Genomic DNA, 18,419 nt, shown 5'->3' on the forward strand with positions numbered 1-18,419 from the left:
GTTTTACTTTCAACTATTTATTAGCATCTTGATTAAACTGTCTAACTTTGAGATAGCGCATAAAGACAGACATACTCGATAAAGTGCAAAGAATAAAACCTGTAAGACCGTCTAAGATTCCTAATTTTAAAAAGTAGTCCTGAAAAAATCGAAAAGCAGGCTTTACCAAAAAATGAAATAATGTAGGCTTTTCTCCTCTATTTGCCCTATCAGTACCACTCATAGTCGTATACCGATCCCATTTTTCTAAATAGTGAAAAATATCCTTAAAAGTATAGTGAACGAGTTTGTTTTTTAGCGAACCCACAGTTCCCTCACATATAATTTCAGCATGAACGCTTTTGTCTTCATAACGACAATTATCACGTTTAAAAAGTCGAATAACTTTATCCCCTTGCCAGCCAGAATATTTTATTTCAGACCCCATAAAAAAGTTTCTGCGTTTGATCCAAAATGCTGCGTGAGGATTTGAAGTTTGTTTCAAGATGCCTTGTATTTCACCTTTAAGCTTTTCATCAACACGCTCATCTGCATCCAGTAAGAAAATCCATTCATGCTGAGCTTGAGGAATCGTCCAGTTTTTTTGAGAAGCAGAATGCTCATATTCGCGTTGAAGTATTCTTGCTCCTTTCTCTTGTGCTATTTCTACCGTATTATCTGTGCTGTATGAATCAACAACGATAATTTCATCAGCCCACTCTACAGATTGTATCGCAGCTTCGATATTGTGTGCTTCATTAAAAGTCGGTATTATAGCAGTTACTTTTTGCATAGTTTGCCAGCAAAGATATGTTTTTTATTACTTTTACAGTAAGAATTTATTTATGAAGATTAGCGGTTTTACTTTTATTAAGAATGGGGATAAATTATATATTCCCACTAAAGAATCTATTTTGTCAATTTTACCAATATGTGATGAGTTTGTTATTGCCTTAGGGGATTGCGATGAAGATGATCAAACTGAAGCGTTAATAAACTCAATAGATTCTCCAAAAATTAAAATAGTAAGAACAGTTTGGGATACCAAAGCTTATCCAAAAAATACAGAGTTTGCCCATCAAACAGATATCGCTAAGGAACATTGTACTGGTGATTGGCTTTTTTATTTACAATGCGATGAGGCGATTCACGAAAAAGATTTAAAAACAATTCAAGAGGCCTGCAAGCGAGAGTTGAACAATACAAAAGTTGAAGGGTTTTTATTCAAATATCTTCATTTCTGGGGAGATTATAAACATTACCACTTGTCGCATGTGTGGTATAATCGAGAAATCCGAATAGTAAGAAATTTACCGGAAATTCATTCTTGGAAAGATGCCCAAAGCTTTAGAAAATTTGAGACTTGGAATGGTGGTTTTGAAGATTACCAACGAAAGGAGGGAACTGAAAAGCTGCAAGTAAAAGAATTGGACGTATATGTTTATCATTATGGATATGTTCGACCTCCTATTTTAATGACGAAAAAAAGAAAGGTAAGTGCTACATCTTATCATGGTGAAGCAGCCAAAGAAGCACATTCAGTTCCTGATTTATACGATTATGGTCCCTTAAATAAATTAACACTTTTTAAAGGGACTCATCCAGCAACAATGAAAGATTGGATGGAGAAGTTTAATTGGAAAGACCAGTTGCAGTATACGGGGAAACGAAATACTAAGCGTCCAATATTAAAACACGAAAAGCCAAAGTATGTCTTTTTGTCTTGGCTAGAAAATACCTTTCGTAGTGGAAAACCAATAGGAGGTTTTAAAAATTATAAAATTATAAAGTGATTTTTGTAGTAGATTTTACGCCGTTTTTATCTATTAAAACCGCATTGTATAATCCACTAGCTAGCCCAGAAGCATCAAGAACGTATTGATGAGCTCCTTTAGATTCATTAAATAACTCTTGTTGTTTGATGATTTTACCACTTAAATCAACCAACAAAAATTGGTACGTTGAGTTTGGTGTCTCAGCTGTTATTTCAATAAAGATATTGTTATTGTTAATAGGTGAAAACACATAAGTATTGGAGTTCTCCTCACAGTTCTCCACAGCGATGATTTCAGAATGTAAATCATTCGTCTCTCCTTCAACAATTAAGCGATAATAACTTTGGTTAATATATGGGTTGCGGTCAACAAAGTTAAACGTGCTTTCGTTGTTTAGTGCATTGGCTGTACCTATAGTCGTAAAGTTGCTTCCGTCTAAACTCTTCTGAACTATAAATGTTGAATTTTCAGTAGTACTAAGCTCCCAAGATAAATGAATAGAAGAATTGTCACAGTTTCCGTCAAAATAATTTAATGATAGAGGAAGTGGATGATCATAGTCAGTCAAAGTCCATGCTCTATAAAATTCAGAAGCTGCAATGTTTACTCCTGTTACACTTCTATTTCCTGCTGTACCAGTTACTGTTCCCCAGATTCCAGCAGAACCACTATGACTTCCCTCCCAATGATTGTTGGAAGTGTTAAATCGTTGTGCTCCTAAATTGGTAATGTTTAATAAATTAGGAGCTCCTGTTTCAGTAGCATCATCATTAAAACCAAAAGAGAGCTGTACAGCTGGTTTAGTAGTGTAATTTTCAGCATCAATAATCCAAAAACGATCTACAACCCAGTTTTTATTGTCTAGATTTCCAGAAGAGGATTGAAAATGTGTTACACCTGAAGCCCATGGTAAGTTGTCATCATCAGTTTCATAAGTGGAAAAAAGTATATCTCCAGAGCCAACACCAGCAGCAGTTGTTTGAACCGTTAAAGGAATCTTTTGTTCTGTACCTCCAACACCAGTCGTAAAAGGTACGGTAAAAGCACCTGTACTTGTGCCTATGTTCCACTTTACATAGTTGTATTCATCTTCTGAAATGATGTTTCCTCCAGAACCTTGTGTGATAATACCATTAGCATTAGTTTGGTTCACAACAACATATACAGGTGTTCCAGCAGTACCTCCATTGAGGACAACATAAGGGTTATCTTTTAAGACTAATGCATGGTTTTGGGCATTAGTCTTATAGAGACCAAGTAACAGTGCTATATATAATAATTTATAGTTCACGATAGTAGAAGAAGCAATTTAGCTGTTTTAGGATTAAAAACCAAAAATCAAGGTTGTAATCCCAGTTTTTTCTTCACTAAAGGTAAAATATTATCCTCTGTGTTTTTTGCATATATAATATGCCCAAAACTTACATCAGTAATATAATCATAGTGGTTTTCCGCAGCAACAGCATCGATAGCCTTTTGCATTTTTTGTCGAATTGGAGCATAAAGTTCTTCTTTCTTTTTATTCAGCTCTGCATCAGCCTGTTTAGGGAAGTTTTTTATGCTTTCTTGTTCTTTTAATAATGCATCAACTTTTTCTTTACGAATTAATTCGCTCATAGAGGCGCTATCTCTTTTATAGCCTGTAACCCCCAATTCAAATTGTTGTTGTTTTTGTTGGTAATAACCAACAAATTCAGTTTTCATTTTGCTAAGTGTAGAATCAGCACTTGCTTTTTCGGGCATTGCTTGCCATAATTGGGTAGTATTGATATATCCAACCTTAGATTTTGCTGTATTTCCTTTTGCAGCAACTAAAACAATTAGCGCAAAAAAACCAGCAACGATTAATGCTGTAGTATAGGAAGTCGACTTCATAATTTATTTATCTTTGTGTAAAATTGAGTATTCTGAGAACAAATATCAAATATAATTCCAATATAAACGAATTAAATAATCTGTTTTTTAAAAATGGAACAGGTTTTTTGTTTTTAAACGATTGTAAAGAAGATCATGGTTACTTTGCTATTGGAGTTCAACAATCCTTTGAAGTGGGAGTGAATGCCCCCGTAGATTTTAAAGCATTAGATGAATTTATAGCAATAAAGGACGCGTGGAAGTTTGGATTTATTTCCTATGATCTAAAAAATGATGTTGAAGCATTAAATTCAAATAATCAAGATGGCTTAACATTTCCCAAAATACACTTTTTTATACCTCAAAACTTATTGTTATATAAGGATGGGGAGTTCTCTTTAATTTATGGAGAAGAAAAATACCTGGAAGAAGTAAAGTTATTTTCGAAAGAGCTCCATTTAGGAAGTCAGAAGTTAAAGTTAAATCCAAGAATTACCCAAGTAGAATACCTTAAAAGTGTGAAGAGGTTGCAAAATGAAATCCGTCTAGGAAATATTTACGAGATTAATTTTTGTTACGAGTTTTATAAGGAGAATACAAGCATTAATCCCATAGCCTTGTATAACCGATTGGTACCTTATACAAAAGCTCCTTTTTCTGCAATAGGAAAGTTCAAGGATAGATATATTATCAGTGCTAGTCCAGAACGTTTTATAAAAAAAGAGGGTGCTAAAGTTGTTTCACAACCGATAAAAGGAACAATTGGTAGAGGAGAAACTAAGGAAGAAGACCTTGAGTTGAAGAAGCAATTGAAAGAGAATCCTAAAGAGCGAAGTGAAAATATCATGATCGTTGACTTAGTTCGTAATGATTTATCACAAATTGGCCGTTTTGATTCTGTGAAAGTAGAAGAGTTATGCGAGGTGTATTCGTTTGAATCTGTACATCAGATGATTTCTACGGTGAGTTGTCAACTGGAAGAAAGGGTTCGCTTTTCAGATGTGCTTAAAGCAACCTTTCCTATGGGGTCTATGACAGGAGCTCCAAAAGTTAGGGCTATGGAGTTGATTGAAGATGAAGAAAAGACCAAAAGAGGAGTCTATTCTGGAGCAGTAGGATATATTAAACCTAATGGGGATTTTGATTTTAATGTGGTGATTCGCTCGTTTTTATATCATAGCACTCAACAATATTTGTCTGCAATGGTGGGAGGAGCAATAACAGCTAAAAGTGATCCTATAAAAGAGTATGAAGAAACACTTGTCAAGATTAACCCTTTATTAAAAGCGATCAGCCAATGAGGACGTTAGAAGAAAGTGTACTTAAGTCGTTAAGGAGCTTGGATAAAAATTATAATCATAAAACCTATTTGTTAGCTGTTAGTGGTGGAAGTGACTCTGTTTGTTTATTCCATGTGTTTAAAGCTTTAGGTTTGCGCTTTGATGTTGCTCATTGCAATTTTAACCTAAGAGGAGAGGAGTCTGAAGGAGATGAAATGTTTGTCCGAAATTTACTTAAAGATCATACTGTAAACGGATACTTTACTACATTTCAAACCGAAAAATATGCAAAAGAGAAGCGGTTGTCTATTCAAGAAGCAGCTAGAAAATTAAGATATGATTGGTTTGCAGAGGTCATTAAAAAGCAAAAAATAGACTATGTTGTAACAGCTCATCATCAAGATGATCTAATAGAAACTTTTTTTATTAACCTAACAAGAGGAACAGGAGTTGCTGGGTTAAAAGGAATTCCAAAGAAATCTAGGAATATAATAAGGCCTATGCTTACGGTTTCTAAAGAAGAAGTAGAGGATTATTTGGGGGAATTACAGTTGAATTATCGTCATGATAGTAGTAATGATAGTTTAAAATACAGTCGAAATTTTCTGCGGCATAAAATAATCCCAGAATTGGACCATGTACATAACAATGCAAAGAAAGGGATGCTTGCTACTGTAGATAATTTGAATTCAATAGAGGAGTATCTTTCTGAAAAATTGAAAGAAGATGAATACAACTATGTAGAGGAAAACGAAGCAATGATCCAACTAAAAGAATTGGCTTCACATTCGTTCTATTTTGTGTTTCATGTATTATCGCGTTATGGATTTACTAAAACACAAGTTGAAAATGTAATTAAAAGTACTCAAAAAGGGCGTTTGTTTTATTCGAATCATTACCGTTTGTTAAAGGAGAATAATCAATTACTCATCAAAAGAAATAAAGAGGAGAATTTAGATAAAACGTATTCGTTAGCTACTTTTGGTCAATATAAACAACCTATTGAATTGGCTGTGGAGGCTTATCAAGGAAGTGTGGATGCGATCGTTTTTAATGAAAATATAGCTTGGATGGATGCCTCAAAAGTTCGTTTCCCTTTAATATTAAGAAGGTGGAAAGAGGGAGATTGTTTTCAACCACTAGGTTTAAAAGGAAAAAAGAAGCTGAGTGATTTTTTTACAGATCTTAAATTAAACCAATTTGAAAAAGAAGCAATTTGGGTATTAGAAAGCCAAGGGGAAATTTGTTGGGTTGTAGGTAAGCGGTTAGGAGATGGAGTCAAAATAACGACCAATACCACAAAAATTATAAAAATTGTAACCAAATTGTAAAAACATACGTATCTAGACCTACCGCGTTAACTAAAACACTAAATACACAAAACACTTTATGGAAAATATGACCCTTACACCTGTACGTATAGAAAAAGAAGAAATTTCAAACCTAATCTTTCCTAAAACTCCCGTAGATAAAACACCAGATGAGTTAAAAGTCTTAAAGCACTCTTTAAGAAGAGCAATGATTTTGGGAAATCTGCATCATTCAAAAATAAAAATTGTTTTCGAGGATGATAAAGGGTTAAAAGAGGTTTTTACAACGGTTTGGGCTGTTGGTGATAAAAATATTGTACTTAAGCAAGGTACAGTAATTCCTATCAATAGAATTGTAAGCATTATTTAAAACAATTCACGATACATTGTTCGTATATCTTTTGTCGTACACTTTCTTATTGTCAAACTTGATATTAATTTTATGTTAAGCAAAAGTGATAGAACAATGAAAAAAATACTTTTATACCTCTTATTTCCATTAAGTATATATAGCCAAGAGAACTATATAATAGATTTTTATGGCTTAGATTCTGTCAACTATGCTTTCGTTAATACTAATGCTTTGGTTAAAGAACGTTGGGATATATTGGCACAACCTAACTTTTGGAAAGAGGTTATGGTGTTGAGTCAAGATTCTTGTTTAGTAAATATAGCCGCAACAAGAGAAGTGTTGGGAAAAGATTCTTTTGTCAAATGGAAAGCTCAAACTGAGGATCAAAAATTAGCCTATAAAGACAGTGTAAGAAAAGTTTTTAACTTGGATTCAACAGAAAAAATTTATGTGACTTCAGGTAAAAGTCATTTTTATCAGTTTGAAAAAGTAATTCCAAGTATAAGTAAAGCCATACCAATCTTTAAAAAATATGATACAGACCCTTGGTATGCCCAAGCGATTTTATTGATTGAGAGTCCTGGTAAAATAGAGTATTCAAATGTCGGTGCTTACGGGCCGTTTCAACTCATGAAATCTGTTGCTCGAAGTCATGGTCTTATTGTCAATAAAACTGTAGATGAACGAAAAGATTTTGAAAAATCTGCAATGGGAGCAGCAAGTTTGCTAAGGAAAACTTGTATTCCAGAAGCGAAAAGGATTTTAAAGAAGAATCAGATTTCATATTCTGAAGATGCCATTTGGTTCAAGCTATTTGTTCTACATATTTATCATGCTGGGGCTGGTAATGTAGATGGGTTAGTTAGTTCATTTAAAGAAAAAGTAAATGGACAAGAACTGATCACAAAAATGTGGCATTCTGAATGGGGAGGATTTAAAAACGCCTCTCAGAATTATTCACAAGTTGCATTAGCTGCGATGTTAAACCTTCATGATTTTATCTATTCTAATTGTAGTGTGCTATACAGTTGTGATATTAAGGAACTATAAGTAACAATTTGCCAACCAGTTTCTTTGTGGTTTTCTTTTTTTTATAAAAAAAAGCTCTATATTCGTGATGAATAATACCCCTGTGAAGTTGAAGACATTTGCATTATTTTTGTCAAATTTTGTTCTTCCCTTTAAAGATGCCCCCCCTCTTCATAGTTTTATGCGTATAACTGTATAAATATGTTAAGTCATATGAAGCTGAGGACACTTGTATATTTGTTTATAATATTTGTTTATTTCTTTTTTTCCTTTAATCAGTACAAAGATGAAAAGGTACATTTAGGGGGAGATAATGTTGCTTATTATTTATTAGCGAAAAACTTATCTCAAGGTAATGGTTATGTCGATAATCATGTTGTGAGTGAAAGAAATGGTGAGATTATTAAGTCTGTTCCTCATACACATTTTCCTCCTGGTTATCCAGCCTTGCTTTCTGTTTTTATGAAGTTTTTCGGGAGTGAAATTAATGTCGCAAAGAATGTCAATGGCTTTTTTTTATTGCTGTCTAGTATCACACTCTTTTTTTTACTCCAAGCAATAAAGATTAATGAAAACATCGCTTTTATTTCATCGCTTTTTTTGTTGGGGAATTACTATATGCTCTACTTTTCGATGTATCTCTACAGTGAAGTCGCTTTTATGCTGTTTCTATTGTTGTTTCTGTATTCTTTTATAAAACAAATGGAGCATCAATTTTTTTGGAAGTCACCATATTTTTATGTGTCTCTTGGTTCGATGATGGTGATGTTTTACATTAAATCAATAGCTGTAGCAGCCATATTTGCAATGTTGTTGTTTTTATTAAGTAAGAAAGAGTGGAAAAGAATATTGGTGTACGTAGGTTCATTTGTGCTGTTTTATTTGCCTTGGTCATGGAGGATGAAAGATCTAGCTCATACATCATACCTCCATTATTTAACCTATAAGAACCCTTATAATCGAGAATTGGGAGTGATGGAGTTTTCAGATTATATCACTCGAATATTGATGAATTTTAAAAGATATATAGCTGTTGAAATCCCTGGAGGAATACTGTCTAATGACCCTTTGTATAACTATAAGGAGGATCCAGGGATGATGAGTTATGTCGTAGGGGTTGGAATTGTCTTAGTTGTTTTGTTTGGTCTTTTTAAATTAAAAAAATATTCAGGATATCTTTTTTTATCCTTAGGAGGCGTTTTTACCGTGTTGTTGTTGTGGCCAGAAGTTTGGTTTGGTAAACGATTTATTCTACCAATAATGCCAGTCCTTTTGGGGTTGTTTTTTTGGGGGATTTATCATTTGGTAATGGTTTTTGTGAAGCTGTTGAAGTTGTATAAGATAAAAAAGGGAATAGAGAAATATGGTGTTTACCTACTGTTGCTGTTTTTTATTCCTGGTAAAATCGGGTTTCATGAACTGAAAAAGAATGTTGATGCGAACCATATTCCTAAATATCATAATTATTTTCAAGCTGCCAAGTGGGTTAAATTAAATACTCCTGATACTTCAGTCACTGCATGTCGAAAGCCTAATTTGTTTCATTTGTATTCGGGAAAAACCGTAACTAATTATAGAAAGTCTTCCGATAAAGAAGAAGTGCTAGATGGGTTGATAAAATTGAAAGTAGATTATGTTATTCTTGAATCATTAGGTTTTTCTTCTACTTCTAAATATTTGATGCCTACCATACAAAAATACCCTGGTAAGTTTAAAATGGAGTATAAAACAGGGAAACCAGAATCTTATGTGTTTCAATTTTTACCAGAAATGGGTTATGATGGAGAATGGAAAGGAGATAAAAAACATGGTAAAGGGAAGTACAAGTATTGGGATGGTTCTTCGTATGAGGGGGAGTGGAAAGAGAATATTAGAGAAGGAAAAGGGGAGTATTTGTGGAAAAGTAATAATCGATTTGTAGGGGAATGGAAAAATGACCTCAGAGAAGGTCAAGGCGTGTTGTTTTTATCGAATGGAAATATCATCAAAACAACTTGGGTTAAAGATAAAATGGAGGGGAAAGGAGAAGTTTTTAATGTCAAGACTAAAGAAAGAACTTTTGGCTTGTTTAAGAATAATAAGTTTATTCCTAATGTGTAATGAAATGATTAAGAAAATTTCCATACTTCTTTTGGTTAAGCATGATCGTACAAATATCCGTTTGATTCTCGATAAAATAAGAGAGGTTCAACTTGAGGATAATATTAGTAAAGAAGTTATAGTTGTTTATTTAAGCAAGATCAATGATCCTGTTTTAGGAATAGAGGATGATCCTGTTCAATGCGATGAATTTTCTGTTCGTTCATGTAGTATAACGCCCAATAAAAGCACAGGAAAGATGGTCCAAGAGACCATTCAAACGTGTTCAGGAGATTTTTTATTGATTCAAGAATTGGGGGTGCATTTTGATTCTACACTTTATAAAACGTTGTTAGCTCCTGTCTTTAAAGGGGGAGCAGATGTAGTATATGGGTCAAGGTACAAAGGAGGAAATGCCCATAGAACTTCTGCTTTCTTTCATAATACATTCAATAAATTTTTGACTAAAATTTCTAATATGTTTACCAATCTAAATCTAACAGATGTAACTACTTCATATAAGTTAATAAGAACTGATATCGCCAAGCGTATAGTATTAAAAGAAGAGTGTTATGCTATAGAGTTGGTTGCAAAAGTTTCTAGAATCAAGGAGGTTAAAATATATGAAGTTGGTGTCTCATATCATGGCGAAGTTTGTCAAGTAAAATCAAGAGCTAAATTGGGAGCTGGAATAAGAGGTATTTATAGTGTATTAAAGTATAACTTATTAAAAGGTTAAAGCTGTATGGAAGTTAAAAATGATGTAGTAGGAGAGTCAACATTATCTGCAATTAATAAAGCAGATAAGTTTAATGATTGGATGTATAGTACGATTGCAGAATTTTGTAAAGGACATGTATTAGAAGTGGGAAGTGGTATAGGGAATATTTCCAATTGTTTTATTCGGGATAATAAGCAAATTATGCTTACAGATTTCAATGTAAGTTATTGTGAAACCTTGAGGAAAAAGTATCAGCACCACAAAAATGTATTAGGAGTTAAACTGATGGATTTAATTGATCCAAATTTTGATGAAAAACATCAAGATTTACTGGGGAAGTTTGATACGGTTTTTGCATTAAATGTTGTTGAACATATTCAAACGGATTTCACTGCGATTCAAAACTGTAAAAAGCTGTTAAGAAAAGGAGGGAATTTAATCATCTTAGTGCCTTCATACGATGCGTTGTATAACGGTATGGATAAAGAGTTGGGGCATTATCGTCGCTACAATAAAAAAAAGCTATCCACTTTATTTATAGCTAATGATTTCGAAATTATTCATAAACAATACTTTAATGCTATGGGAGTGTTTGGGTGGTTTTATACAGGGAAGTTATTAATGAAAAGGATGATTCCTTCGAGCCAAATGGTGACTTATAATAAGCTCGTCCCGTTGTTTAAAGTAGTAGATAAAGCTTTGGTTCCCTTTTGGGGACTCTCTACTATAGTGGTAGGAAAAAAACGTTAAAAGAAAATCCAATTCCGAAATATAATAATGATTAAAAGAACCCGTTTAGCAAAATGAAAATCAATTTAAATCACGAAATATAGTTTTGCAAATTAGTTTTTATGCCGCATGTTTTTAACTTTGTACACTTTCCTAAATACAAATAATTAGCGAAAAATAACCTGTTTATATGAATCCTGTTAGAACTTTATCTATTTTAATTCCAGCTTATAATGAAGAAAAAACCATTCATTTAATTCTGGATAAAGTGAGGGCAGTTTCTTTAGTTAGTTCTATAGAAAAAGAAGTCATTATTGTTAATGATTGCTCTACAGATAATACAATAGAAGCTGTTGAGAAGTATAAAAGTCAGTATCCGGAATTCCCAATACAATTGTATAGCCAAGAAGTGAATAAAGGTAAGGGGGCTGCAATACATAAAGCTATAGAGCAAGCAACGGGAGACTATTTGGTTATTCAAGATGCAGATTTAGAGTACGACCCTGAAGAATATAATGATTTGCTCAAACCAGTACTTAATGGATTTGCAGATGTGGTGTATGGATCTCGTTTTATGGGAGGTAATCCTCATCGAATTTTATTCTATTGGCACAGTATAGGGAATAAGTTCTTGACAAGTTTGTCGAATATGTTTACCAATTTGAATTTAACAGATATGGAAACTTGTTATAAGCTAATAAGAACAGATATTGCACAAAGCTTAAATTTAAAAGAGCAACGTTTTGGTTTTGAACCAGAATTGACTGCAAAATTATCTCGAGTAAAGAATATTCGAATCTATGAGGTTGGGATATCGTATTATGGAAGAACCTATGAAGAGGGAAAGAAAATTGGATGGAAAGATGGTTTTAGAGCAATCTATTGCATCTTAAAGTATAATCTTTTCTCAAAATAATAGCAGCCCTATAGTTCAGTTTCTAAAGCTTGAATAATCTCGTAAGTATCTTTGTTATAGATGTAGGTTATTAAAGAAAGGTTATCAATGTTATAGGTGGTGTCATTAGCACTGTTAGGGAGTTCCATAGCAAAGTCATTGTAAATTTTATCACCTGCACTTATATTGTCTCCTAAGCGAGTTCCCCATGCTCCATTAATAGTTCCACTCATTACATTATGATGATGGTAATTTTCTTCAGTTGTTCCATTGGCCATTTTTTGAGCGGAAATAACAGTTTTTCTAATTAAATAAATCACGATATCATGCTCAACTGAGAGGTTAGTTAAAAATTCACTTTCGGTATGAATAAAGAGTCCTCTGGTTTGTGGAAAAAAGTTCGTTTGAACTTGTATACCAGCTTTTACAGTGTTAGTAAGCGCAGCGTTTGTTTCGTTTGCCCATGATGTTGATGTATACCACAAAGTATTTCCTAAGCCATTACTTTGTCTATTGATTGTTCCAACAGGATTGGCGAAAAAGCTAGGGATTTCATTAATATAGATGTTACCTTCCTCAGTTCTAAAGTCCATTGGGAATTCTGGCGGTTCAGGGGCTTGAAACGTACTAGCAGTCCCTGCATGAATAGAAGCAACAAAAACTCTTCCAGGGTTGGCATCTTCAATGTTTTTTGCTACCACTGCAGCAGCAGGACAGTTGGTGCAGGTATGACCAGTATAGTCCTCTATCAGAACATTTTGTAGGATGTTTGAATTTGCAGTCCATGTTGGCCAGGTGTAGTTTGTTGAGTCGCCATTTGGAAATAAATCCCAGTTTAACCCACCCACTTTAGTAGGAATAGGTTGGGTAATTCTGTCACATGATAGCAAACCTATTAAAATAAATAAGGTAGTAATTGAAAAAGTTAATTTTATTAAACGCATAATTCTAAAAACTTGAGGTTAGGGTGAAAGTTAAACCATTAGACGCAGGAACTGTTCTACAGACTCCTCCTACACAAAAGACTCCTGCACGTTGTCTACCATATTGTAAAGAAAATCGATGTGGGCCACTAACATAGCCAATGTTTCCTAGTAAATAATGTACACGTAAATCTTCTTTTTTATTTCCGTAATTGTATTGGTCTAGTATGGCAAAAGACCAGTGTGGGCTAATGGTGTATTCTAATTGTGCAAAGGCCCAGTTTCCTTGATCCTGTTGAGTCCACAGGTGTTGAAGTTCTGTTCTAAGAGCATGTTTAGGTTTTAATTTGACAGTAAAATCAGCTACTGCAATATGTGCAAATATTTTCTCATGATGTTTGGCTACTAGAATAGCTCTATCTTCAAATATAAAATTGAAGTAAGTAAAACTTGTTTTTAGTTTTTTATTTATTTTACGTTTTATTTCAATATTAAAATCTTGTAGAAGAATACTGTCACTCATCCTAAATAATTGAGTTTCATAACTTTTTCGAGCCCCATCCATATCATTAATAAATGTACGTTCAGGTACATAGGCAGTAGCAAAATTTAAAGCAATTGATGTTCCGTATTTTCCACCTATTTTAGTTTTTTTAGGGATTTTATAAATAACATCAGCTTGGAAAGCAATTTCTCCTTGGGCATTGGTTGCATAGGGGTATAAGGTTGATGCAAGGTTATAGGTGTGCTGCTTAGTTAGAGCAGGAATAAATCCAATCATTAAATCTGTTGGACCAGTAGAGATATTGGTTGAGCGCCATAACAAGTTGTCATTGTGTTTAGCACTGATGTCAATTCCTAAACCTTTTTTAGAATATCCGAAATTAAGTAATAGTCCTTCACCATTTTTGTAGATGTAATTAAAGTTAGAATCTTGATCATAAGGATATGGGTCGTTTTCTTTGTGTATATATTCTCCAGAGAACCTGAATTTCCCATACCTCATGTTGATACGACCTCCATACGCTCCAACATTTTTAGGAAGAATAAAGTCGGTTGTTTTATTATCATTATTGTATTTACTTACAAAACTACCACCAATAGCTACTTGGAATTTTGAGTCAACCAATAGACTGTCAAAAAGTTCATTGATATTTATTTCTCCATCTAAACCTCTTACGATACCATTCCCGTTTTCAAATCCATCGTTAAATTGGTAGCGTTGTTTTCCTATTAGTCCTTTTAAGTAAATTCCTTTATAGGGATTGTATTTGACGCCTATCCCATCTAAAGCGTTGTCAATTCCTAAGTTGCGTTCTTCATAGCTTCTTAGGATCATACCACTTCCAAACTGTTCGTAGAAATTACCTACTGTCACACTAAGTTTTTCTTTTGTCCAATTAGCATATCTGTATCCTAATCCTGTACCGTTAAATGTTGTTGGGTAACCCGATAGTGGGTTTAGGTATGATTCATACCTGATACCTGCCGAAAAATTACCTCTATTATAATTAATATTGGTAAATGAGTTCATTCCCATTTTAAAATCAGGTAGAGCAGCTCCTATCAAAGAATCTTCGTTGTAAAGTTGGCTCATAACTTGAACGTTACCACTTATTCTTCCTAGGTCTAATGTTTCTTTTTCTTGACCAAAAAATGCTTGTCCTTTTAAAAAGACAAGCATTAGTATTAAAGGTTTAATGAATTTAATGTTCATTGAATTGGGTTAATGTGCGTGTTTCTTAATTTGTTCATACAGCTCTTCTTCATCTCCAGCTGAGTAGTTGTTATGATCCCAAACGATATTCCCTTTGCCGTCAATTAGAAATGTATGTGGGACATTATTAACATTCATAGCTCTTTTTAATTCTCCATTAGGATCTAGTAGAACTTCGTATTCCCACCCTTGTCCGTTGACATAAGGTTCAACCCTACCCGTAGAACGTGAGTTGTCTATGGATACAGCGATTATTTTTACACCTGTTTCATCTTGCCAGTCTTCGTATTCTTCTGCTATAGTGTTTAGCTCTGTCTTGCATGGTTTACACCATGTAGCCCAAAAATTAACGACAATTGGATTCCCATCGTTAGAAATTGTTGCTAAGTTAACAGTTTTGCCGTCTATAGTTTTAAGTTTAACTGCTGGTAATTTTTTGTTCTGAGCAACAATGCTAGTTAGACCAATTAACATTGTCAAAAAAGTAATAATAGTTCTCATAGTAGTTTAATTAATTTATTTTGAAATGAAAATAATTCAAAAATTAAGCCAAAGCCAAAGTAAACATACTAAAAAAAAGAAACAAGCAATAGAGTATAATTGTTTATTCTTGGAATCCTAAAAAACAAACTTTAAAATAGGAATCCAAGAATACTGTCATATTTTATATTAAGTTAATGTTACTTTGACTTATATTTGTTGTTAAACGCTAGACATTTTTTAATGTATAAACATGTAAATAACTTATGAAAAAACAATTACTTAGTTCAGTTACAGCATTATTATCAGCATCTGCTTTGATGGCTCAATTGCCAGTAAGTCAGACTGCGAGTAATAAAAATGTTGTCTTAGAAGAATTCACGGGGATTTATTGTGGGTTCTGTCCAGATGGGCATAGAATCGCTAATAATATAAAGGCAGCTAATCCTGATGATGTGGTATTAATTAATGTCCATGTTGGAGGTTATGCTAATCCAAATGGATCGGATCCTGATTTTAGAACGCCGTTTGGTTCGGCTATTGTCAATCAAACAGATTTACAAGGCTATCCAGCTGGAACAGTGAATAGACATCTGTTTGCTGGTAATTCTCAACAAGGAGGGAGCGGTACAGCCCAAGGAAGAAATACATGGACTTCTACTTCGTCAACAATTCTTTCTGAATCATCGTATGCGAATGTAGCTTTACAGGCTTCTTTAGATATACAAACTAGAGAGATTACAGTAGATGTCGAAGTTTATTATACAGGGAATGGAGCTGCAGCTAACCGATTAAATGTGGCTTTGCTTCAAAATGGAATAGAGGGACCACAATCGGGGATGTCAGCTAATAACGCTCAAATTTTGCCGAATGGTAACTACGAACATAATCATATGTTACGTCACTTAATTACAGGGCAATGGGGAGATACCATTTCAACGACAAGTCAAGGGACGTTAATACAACGTCAATATGTTTATTCAATTCCTGCAGATTTAAATGGAGTTGCTTATGAGTTGGGTGAATTAGAAGTTGTTGCTTTCTTGGCGGAAGGACAACAAGAGATTATTACAGGTGCTGAGGGACCTATTAGTTATGTAATCCCTCCGGGAACGACTTTAGTTGATTTAGCATCTTCAACAAATATGCAAAGTCCTAATTCATATTGTGATGGAGCAGTTGTTCCAGAAATAACGGTGAATAATGCAGATACTGCTTCGATTACTTCTTATGAGGTGTCTTACTCTTTAAATGGGGGAACAGCTGTCACACAAACAGTTTCTAACCCGTTAGCTGGAGGGGCTTCTGCAACAACATCATTCCCTGGAATTACATTGTCTCCTGGAGAGAACGTTTTTACTTACACTGTTAATGCGTTAAATGGATCTTCTTACGTTGAGGTAGTTATGGGGAATAATTCTGCTACTTCGGAAGCAATTTATATTGTGCCATCAGCAGCATTTGCCCAGACGCATCAAGAAGGCTTCGAAAGTTCTAGCGTTGGAGCTAGTGCACCTAATAATGCTATTGCTGATAATCCAGATGATATTTCAGCTTTGGTTGTGAGTAACGCAGTTAGTAATAGTGTATCCCAAGAGATAGGAGGTTTTGGAAAAAGCTCTAAGAGTTTTTTATGGAATTTCTTTTCTATTCCAACTGGAAAAAGCTCAATGCTTGTTTTTGAAAAGTTAGACTTTAGCGTTGGTACAGGGCATGGTGTTAAGTTTAACCACGCGTATGCTCAGTATCAGGCAGAAAATGATAAACTAGAAGTTTTAGTCTCTACAGACTGTGGAATTACTTGGTCGAATGTATATTCTAAACAAGGTTCAGCATTGACTACTGCTAGTGCATCAACAAGTAGCTTTTTCCCTGCCGTTACAGAGTGGAAAAATAACTTTGTAGACTTAGCAAGTTATGCTGGGGAGTCTGAAGTTATCATTGCTTTTAAAGGAACTTCAGCTTATGGTAATAACCTTTTTGTTGATGATATTCAAATTTTAGATGGAACAACTATTGGAGTTGAGGAAAATGAAGCATTAAGTTCGGCTACTGTATATCCAAATCCATCTAATGGAAACTCAGTATTAGCATTGAGTTTATCAGAGCAGGCTGGTGTAAATGTAGCAATTTATAATAGCTTAGGTGAGTTGGTTGTTGCGAATACTACTCACAATCTATCGGCTGGAGTCGCAAATCTTAACTTAGACTTGTCTAATTTAAATAATGGTGTTTATTTTGCACATGTAACTATCGACGGTAGTACAGTCGTAAAACAAATAACATTATTCAAATAATTAAATATATATAAGTTAAGCCCTTACCTGTTGTGTACAATAGGTAAGGGCTTTTTAATACTGCTAGATATGAAATTAATAACATCAATCTTTTTTGTCCTATTGTTTATAGGAGTACAAGCTCAATTGAAGCTGATCGACCCATTGCATCCTGGTGCTGATTTTAATAACACCACAATTACAGTTTCAGGGGTTCCTGCTGATAACGATTTGGAATTCCCATTATCAGTAATCAATACATCAACAGAGAATTATACGATAAAATGTCGAAGAACAGAAGTAGATGTTTTAGCAGGTACAACGAATAGCACTTGTTGGGTGGTGTGTCCTCCTGATGTAAATGCGGGAGATTATCCTGTAATGGTTATTGGGCAAAATGGAGTAGAGTACGATTATAGTTTAGCACCAGGAGATACCGCAATTGGTTTCTTGGCACATTACGGACCTCATAATATAGATGGATGCTCTTTGTTTAAGTATGAGTTTTTTGACGCGGCAGATCCAAATACTGCGTTAGGTACTGTGTATGGTCGCTTTGTGCATAATGTGTCAACTTCTTGTACAGCAGCACTAACAGAAATGTCTAAAGTGAACTTTTCTATCTATCCTAATCCAGCAAGTGATCAACTAAATGTTGAAGTTGATTTAAAAAATGTAGATGTGAAAATTATTGATATGTTAGGGAAGACAGTACTAACAGCAGTAAATGTCAACAATTCAACTAAAATAAACTTGATGGATTTAAACAATGGAATTTATTTTGTTTCAGTTCTAGATAAAGGGACTGTTTTGAAAACAGAAAAACTAATTGTTAAACATTAGTATTTAATACTTGTTAAGTAAGTATAAGTGAGCTTGTTTGAGCTCACTTTTTTTTGCTTTGCCTTTTTGAAAAGGCTGAATTAGGTATCCTTTTTTGTAGAATAAAAAGTATAAAAAGAATTTATTTTAAGTTTTAAAAACTCATTTTGTTTATTTTTAACAACTTCAATATTAATT

Annotated in this window: 17 protein-coding genes; 11 read left to right on the forward strand and 6 right to left on the reverse strand. The window is 33.9% G+C overall.

The window, feature by feature from the left end; translation table 11 throughout:
* Positions 1-13: 13 nt before the first annotated feature.
* The gene (locus N4A35_13145) at positions 14-772 is read right to left on the reverse strand and encodes a glycosyltransferase family 2 protein (protein MCT4582353.1); all 759 of its coding nucleotides are present in this window, start codon (positions 770-772) and stop codon (positions 14-16) included.
* A 52-nt stretch (positions 773-824) separates the two neighbouring features.
* On the opposite strand from N4A35_13145, the gene N4A35_13150 reads away from it, so the two are divergent.
* On the forward strand, positions 825-1,772 hold the full coding sequence (locus tag N4A35_13150) for a glycosyltransferase family 2 protein (protein MCT4582354.1): 948 nt from the start codon (positions 825-827) through the stop codon (positions 1,770-1,772).
* Here the strand turns inward: N4A35_13150 and N4A35_13155 are convergent.
* Both N4A35_13155 and N4A35_13160 read right to left on the reverse strand, forming a co-directional pair.
* The gene (locus N4A35_13155; GenBank protein ID MCT4582355.1) at positions 1,762-3,045 is read right to left on the reverse strand and encodes a hypothetical protein; all 1,284 of its coding nucleotides are present in this window, start codon (positions 3,043-3,045) and stop codon (positions 1,762-1,764) included. The two genes, N4A35_13150 and N4A35_13155, sit on opposite strands and share 11 nt — an antisense overlap.
* Before the next feature lie 47 nt (positions 3,046-3,092).
* Positions 3,093-3,629, reverse strand: a complete 537-nt coding sequence (locus N4A35_13160; protein MCT4582356.1) for an OmpH family outer membrane protein — start codon at positions 3,627-3,629, stop codon at positions 3,093-3,095.
* A 107-nt stretch (positions 3,630-3,736) separates the two neighbouring features.
* Between N4A35_13160 and N4A35_13165 the strand changes: the two genes are divergently transcribed.
* The 8 genes from N4A35_13165 (at position 3,737) to N4A35_13200 (ending at position 12,024) form a co-directional block, all read left to right on the forward strand.
* Positions 3,737-4,909 (forward strand): anthranilate synthase component I family protein, encoded by a 1,173-nt coding sequence (locus N4A35_13165; protein MCT4582357.1) that lies wholly within the window; start codon positions 3,737-3,739, stop codon positions 4,907-4,909.
* Positions 4,906-6,219 (forward strand): tRNA lysidine(34) synthetase TilS, encoded by a 1,314-nt coding sequence (gene tilS, locus N4A35_13170; protein ID MCT4582358.1) that lies wholly within the window; start codon positions 4,906-4,908, stop codon positions 6,217-6,219. The genes N4A35_13165 and tilS overlap by 4 nt, the downstream gene beginning before the upstream one ends.
* Positions 6,220-6,277: 58 nt before the next feature.
* On the forward strand, positions 6,278-6,568 hold the full coding sequence (locus N4A35_13175; protein MCT4582359.1) for a hypothetical protein: 291 nt from the start codon (positions 6,278-6,280) through the stop codon (positions 6,566-6,568).
* 96 nt (positions 6,569-6,664) lie between these two features.
* A complete protein-coding gene (locus tag N4A35_13180) occupies positions 6,665-7,600 on the forward strand; it encodes a transglycosylase SLT domain-containing protein (GenBank protein MCT4582360.1) in 936 nt (311 codons plus the stop codon).
* Positions 7,601-7,792: 192 nt separating this feature from the next.
* On the forward strand, positions 7,793-9,679 hold the full coding sequence (locus N4A35_13185) for a glycosyltransferase family 39 protein (protein MCT4582361.1): 1,887 nt from the start codon (positions 7,793-7,795) through the stop codon (positions 9,677-9,679).
* Between the two features lie 4 nt (positions 9,680-9,683).
* Entirely contained in the window at positions 9,684-10,397 is a 714-nt protein-coding gene (locus N4A35_13190; GenBank protein ID MCT4582362.1) for a glycosyltransferase family 2 protein, read from the forward strand.
* 6 nt (positions 10,398-10,403) lie between these two features.
* Positions 10,404-11,129: a class I SAM-dependent methyltransferase gene (locus N4A35_13195; protein MCT4582363.1), complete on the forward strand. Its 726-nt coding sequence runs from the start codon at positions 10,404-10,406 to the stop codon at positions 11,127-11,129.
* A 169-nt stretch (positions 11,130-11,298) separates the two neighbouring features.
* A complete protein-coding gene (locus N4A35_13200) occupies positions 11,299-12,024 on the forward strand; it encodes a glycosyltransferase family 2 protein (GenBank protein ID MCT4582364.1) in 726 nt (241 codons plus the stop codon).
* An 8-nt stretch (positions 12,025-12,032) separates the two neighbouring features.
* On the opposite strand, the gene N4A35_13205 is transcribed toward N4A35_13200, so the two are convergent.
* Genes N4A35_13205 through N4A35_13215 form a run of 3 tightly spaced genes read right to left on the reverse strand, consistent with a single transcriptional unit; the run spans position 12,033 to position 15,144 of the window.
* Positions 12,033-12,947 carry an Omp28-related outer membrane protein gene (locus tag N4A35_13205; protein MCT4582365.1) on the reverse strand — a complete coding sequence of 305 codons (915 nt, stop codon included), beginning with the start codon at positions 12,945-12,947 and terminating at the stop codon, positions 12,033-12,035.
* Between the two features lie 4 nt (positions 12,948-12,951).
* Positions 12,952-14,643, reverse strand: a complete 1,692-nt coding sequence (locus N4A35_13210) for a DUF6029 family protein (GenBank protein MCT4582366.1) — start codon at positions 14,641-14,643, stop codon at positions 12,952-12,954.
* 9 nt (positions 14,644-14,652) lie between these two features.
* Entirely contained in the window at positions 14,653-15,144 is a 492-nt protein-coding gene (locus N4A35_13215) for a TlpA family protein disulfide reductase (protein MCT4582367.1), read from the reverse strand.
* Between the two features lie 245 nt (positions 15,145-15,389).
* Here N4A35_13215 and N4A35_13220 point away from each other — a divergent pair, with 245 nt between their 5' ends.
* Complete coding sequence (locus N4A35_13220; GenBank protein MCT4582368.1) at positions 15,390-17,420, forward strand: Omp28-related outer membrane protein; 2,031 nt, start codon at positions 15,390-15,392, stop codon at positions 17,418-17,420.
* A 69-nt stretch (positions 17,421-17,489) separates the two neighbouring features.
* Positions 17,490-18,242, forward strand: a complete 753-nt coding sequence (locus N4A35_13225; GenBank protein ID MCT4582369.1) for a T9SS type A sorting domain-containing protein — start codon at positions 17,490-17,492, stop codon at positions 18,240-18,242.
* Positions 18,243-18,419: the final 177 nt, after the last annotated feature.

It is taken from the genome of Flavobacteriales bacterium, assembly GCA_025210295.1.
Classification (GTDB): domain Bacteria; phylum Bacteroidota; class Bacteroidia; order Flavobacteriales_D; family Parvicellaceae; genus S010-51.

Bases quoted from the DNA above. Each gene is read 5' to 3' on its own strand.
- N4A35_13145 (MCT4582353.1), bottom strand. From the start codon at position 772: ATGCAAAAAGTAACTGCTATAATACCGACTTTTAATGAAGCACACAAT.
- N4A35_13150 (MCT4582354.1), top strand. From the start codon at position 825: ATGAAGATTAGCGGTTTTACTTTTATTAAGAATGGGGATAAATTATAT.
- N4A35_13160 (MCT4582356.1), bottom strand. From the start codon at position 3,629: ATGAAGTCGACTTCCTATACTACAGCATTAATCGTTGCTGGTTTTTTT.
- tilS (MCT4582358.1), top strand. From the start codon at position 4,906: ATGAGGACGTTAGAAGAAAGTGTACTTAAGTCGTTAAGGAGCTTGGAT.
- N4A35_13175 (MCT4582359.1), top strand. From the start codon at position 6,278: ATGGAAAATATGACCCTTACACCTGTACGTATAGAAAAAGAAGAAATT.
- N4A35_13180 (MCT4582360.1), top strand. From the start codon at position 6,665: ATGAAAAAAATACTTTTATACCTCTTATTTCCATTAAGTATATATAGC.
- N4A35_13185 (MCT4582361.1), top strand. From the start codon at position 7,793: ATGAAGCTGAGGACACTTGTATATTTGTTTATAATATTTGTTTATTTC.
- N4A35_13190 (MCT4582362.1), top strand. From the start codon at position 9,684: ATGATTAAGAAAATTTCCATACTTCTTTTGGTTAAGCATGATCGTACA.
- N4A35_13195 (MCT4582363.1), top strand. From the start codon at position 10,404: ATGGAAGTTAAAAATGATGTAGTAGGAGAGTCAACATTATCTGCAATT.
- N4A35_13200 (MCT4582364.1), top strand. From the start codon at position 11,299: ATGAATCCTGTTAGAACTTTATCTATTTTAATTCCAGCTTATAATGAA.
- N4A35_13205 (MCT4582365.1), bottom strand. From the start codon at position 12,947: ATGCGTTTAATAAAATTAACTTTTTCAATTACTACCTTATTTATTTTA.
- N4A35_13210 (MCT4582366.1), bottom strand. From the start codon at position 14,643: ATGAACATTAAATTCATTAAACCTTTAATACTAATGCTTGTCTTTTTA.
- N4A35_13215 (MCT4582367.1), bottom strand. From the start codon at position 15,144: ATGAGAACTATTATTACTTTTTTGACAATGTTAATTGGTCTAACTAGC.
- N4A35_13220 (MCT4582368.1), top strand. From the start codon at position 15,390: ATGAAAAAACAATTACTTAGTTCAGTTACAGCATTATTATCAGCATCT.
- N4A35_13225 (MCT4582369.1), top strand. From the start codon at position 17,490: ATGAAATTAATAACATCAATCTTTTTTGTCCTATTGTTTATAGGAGTA.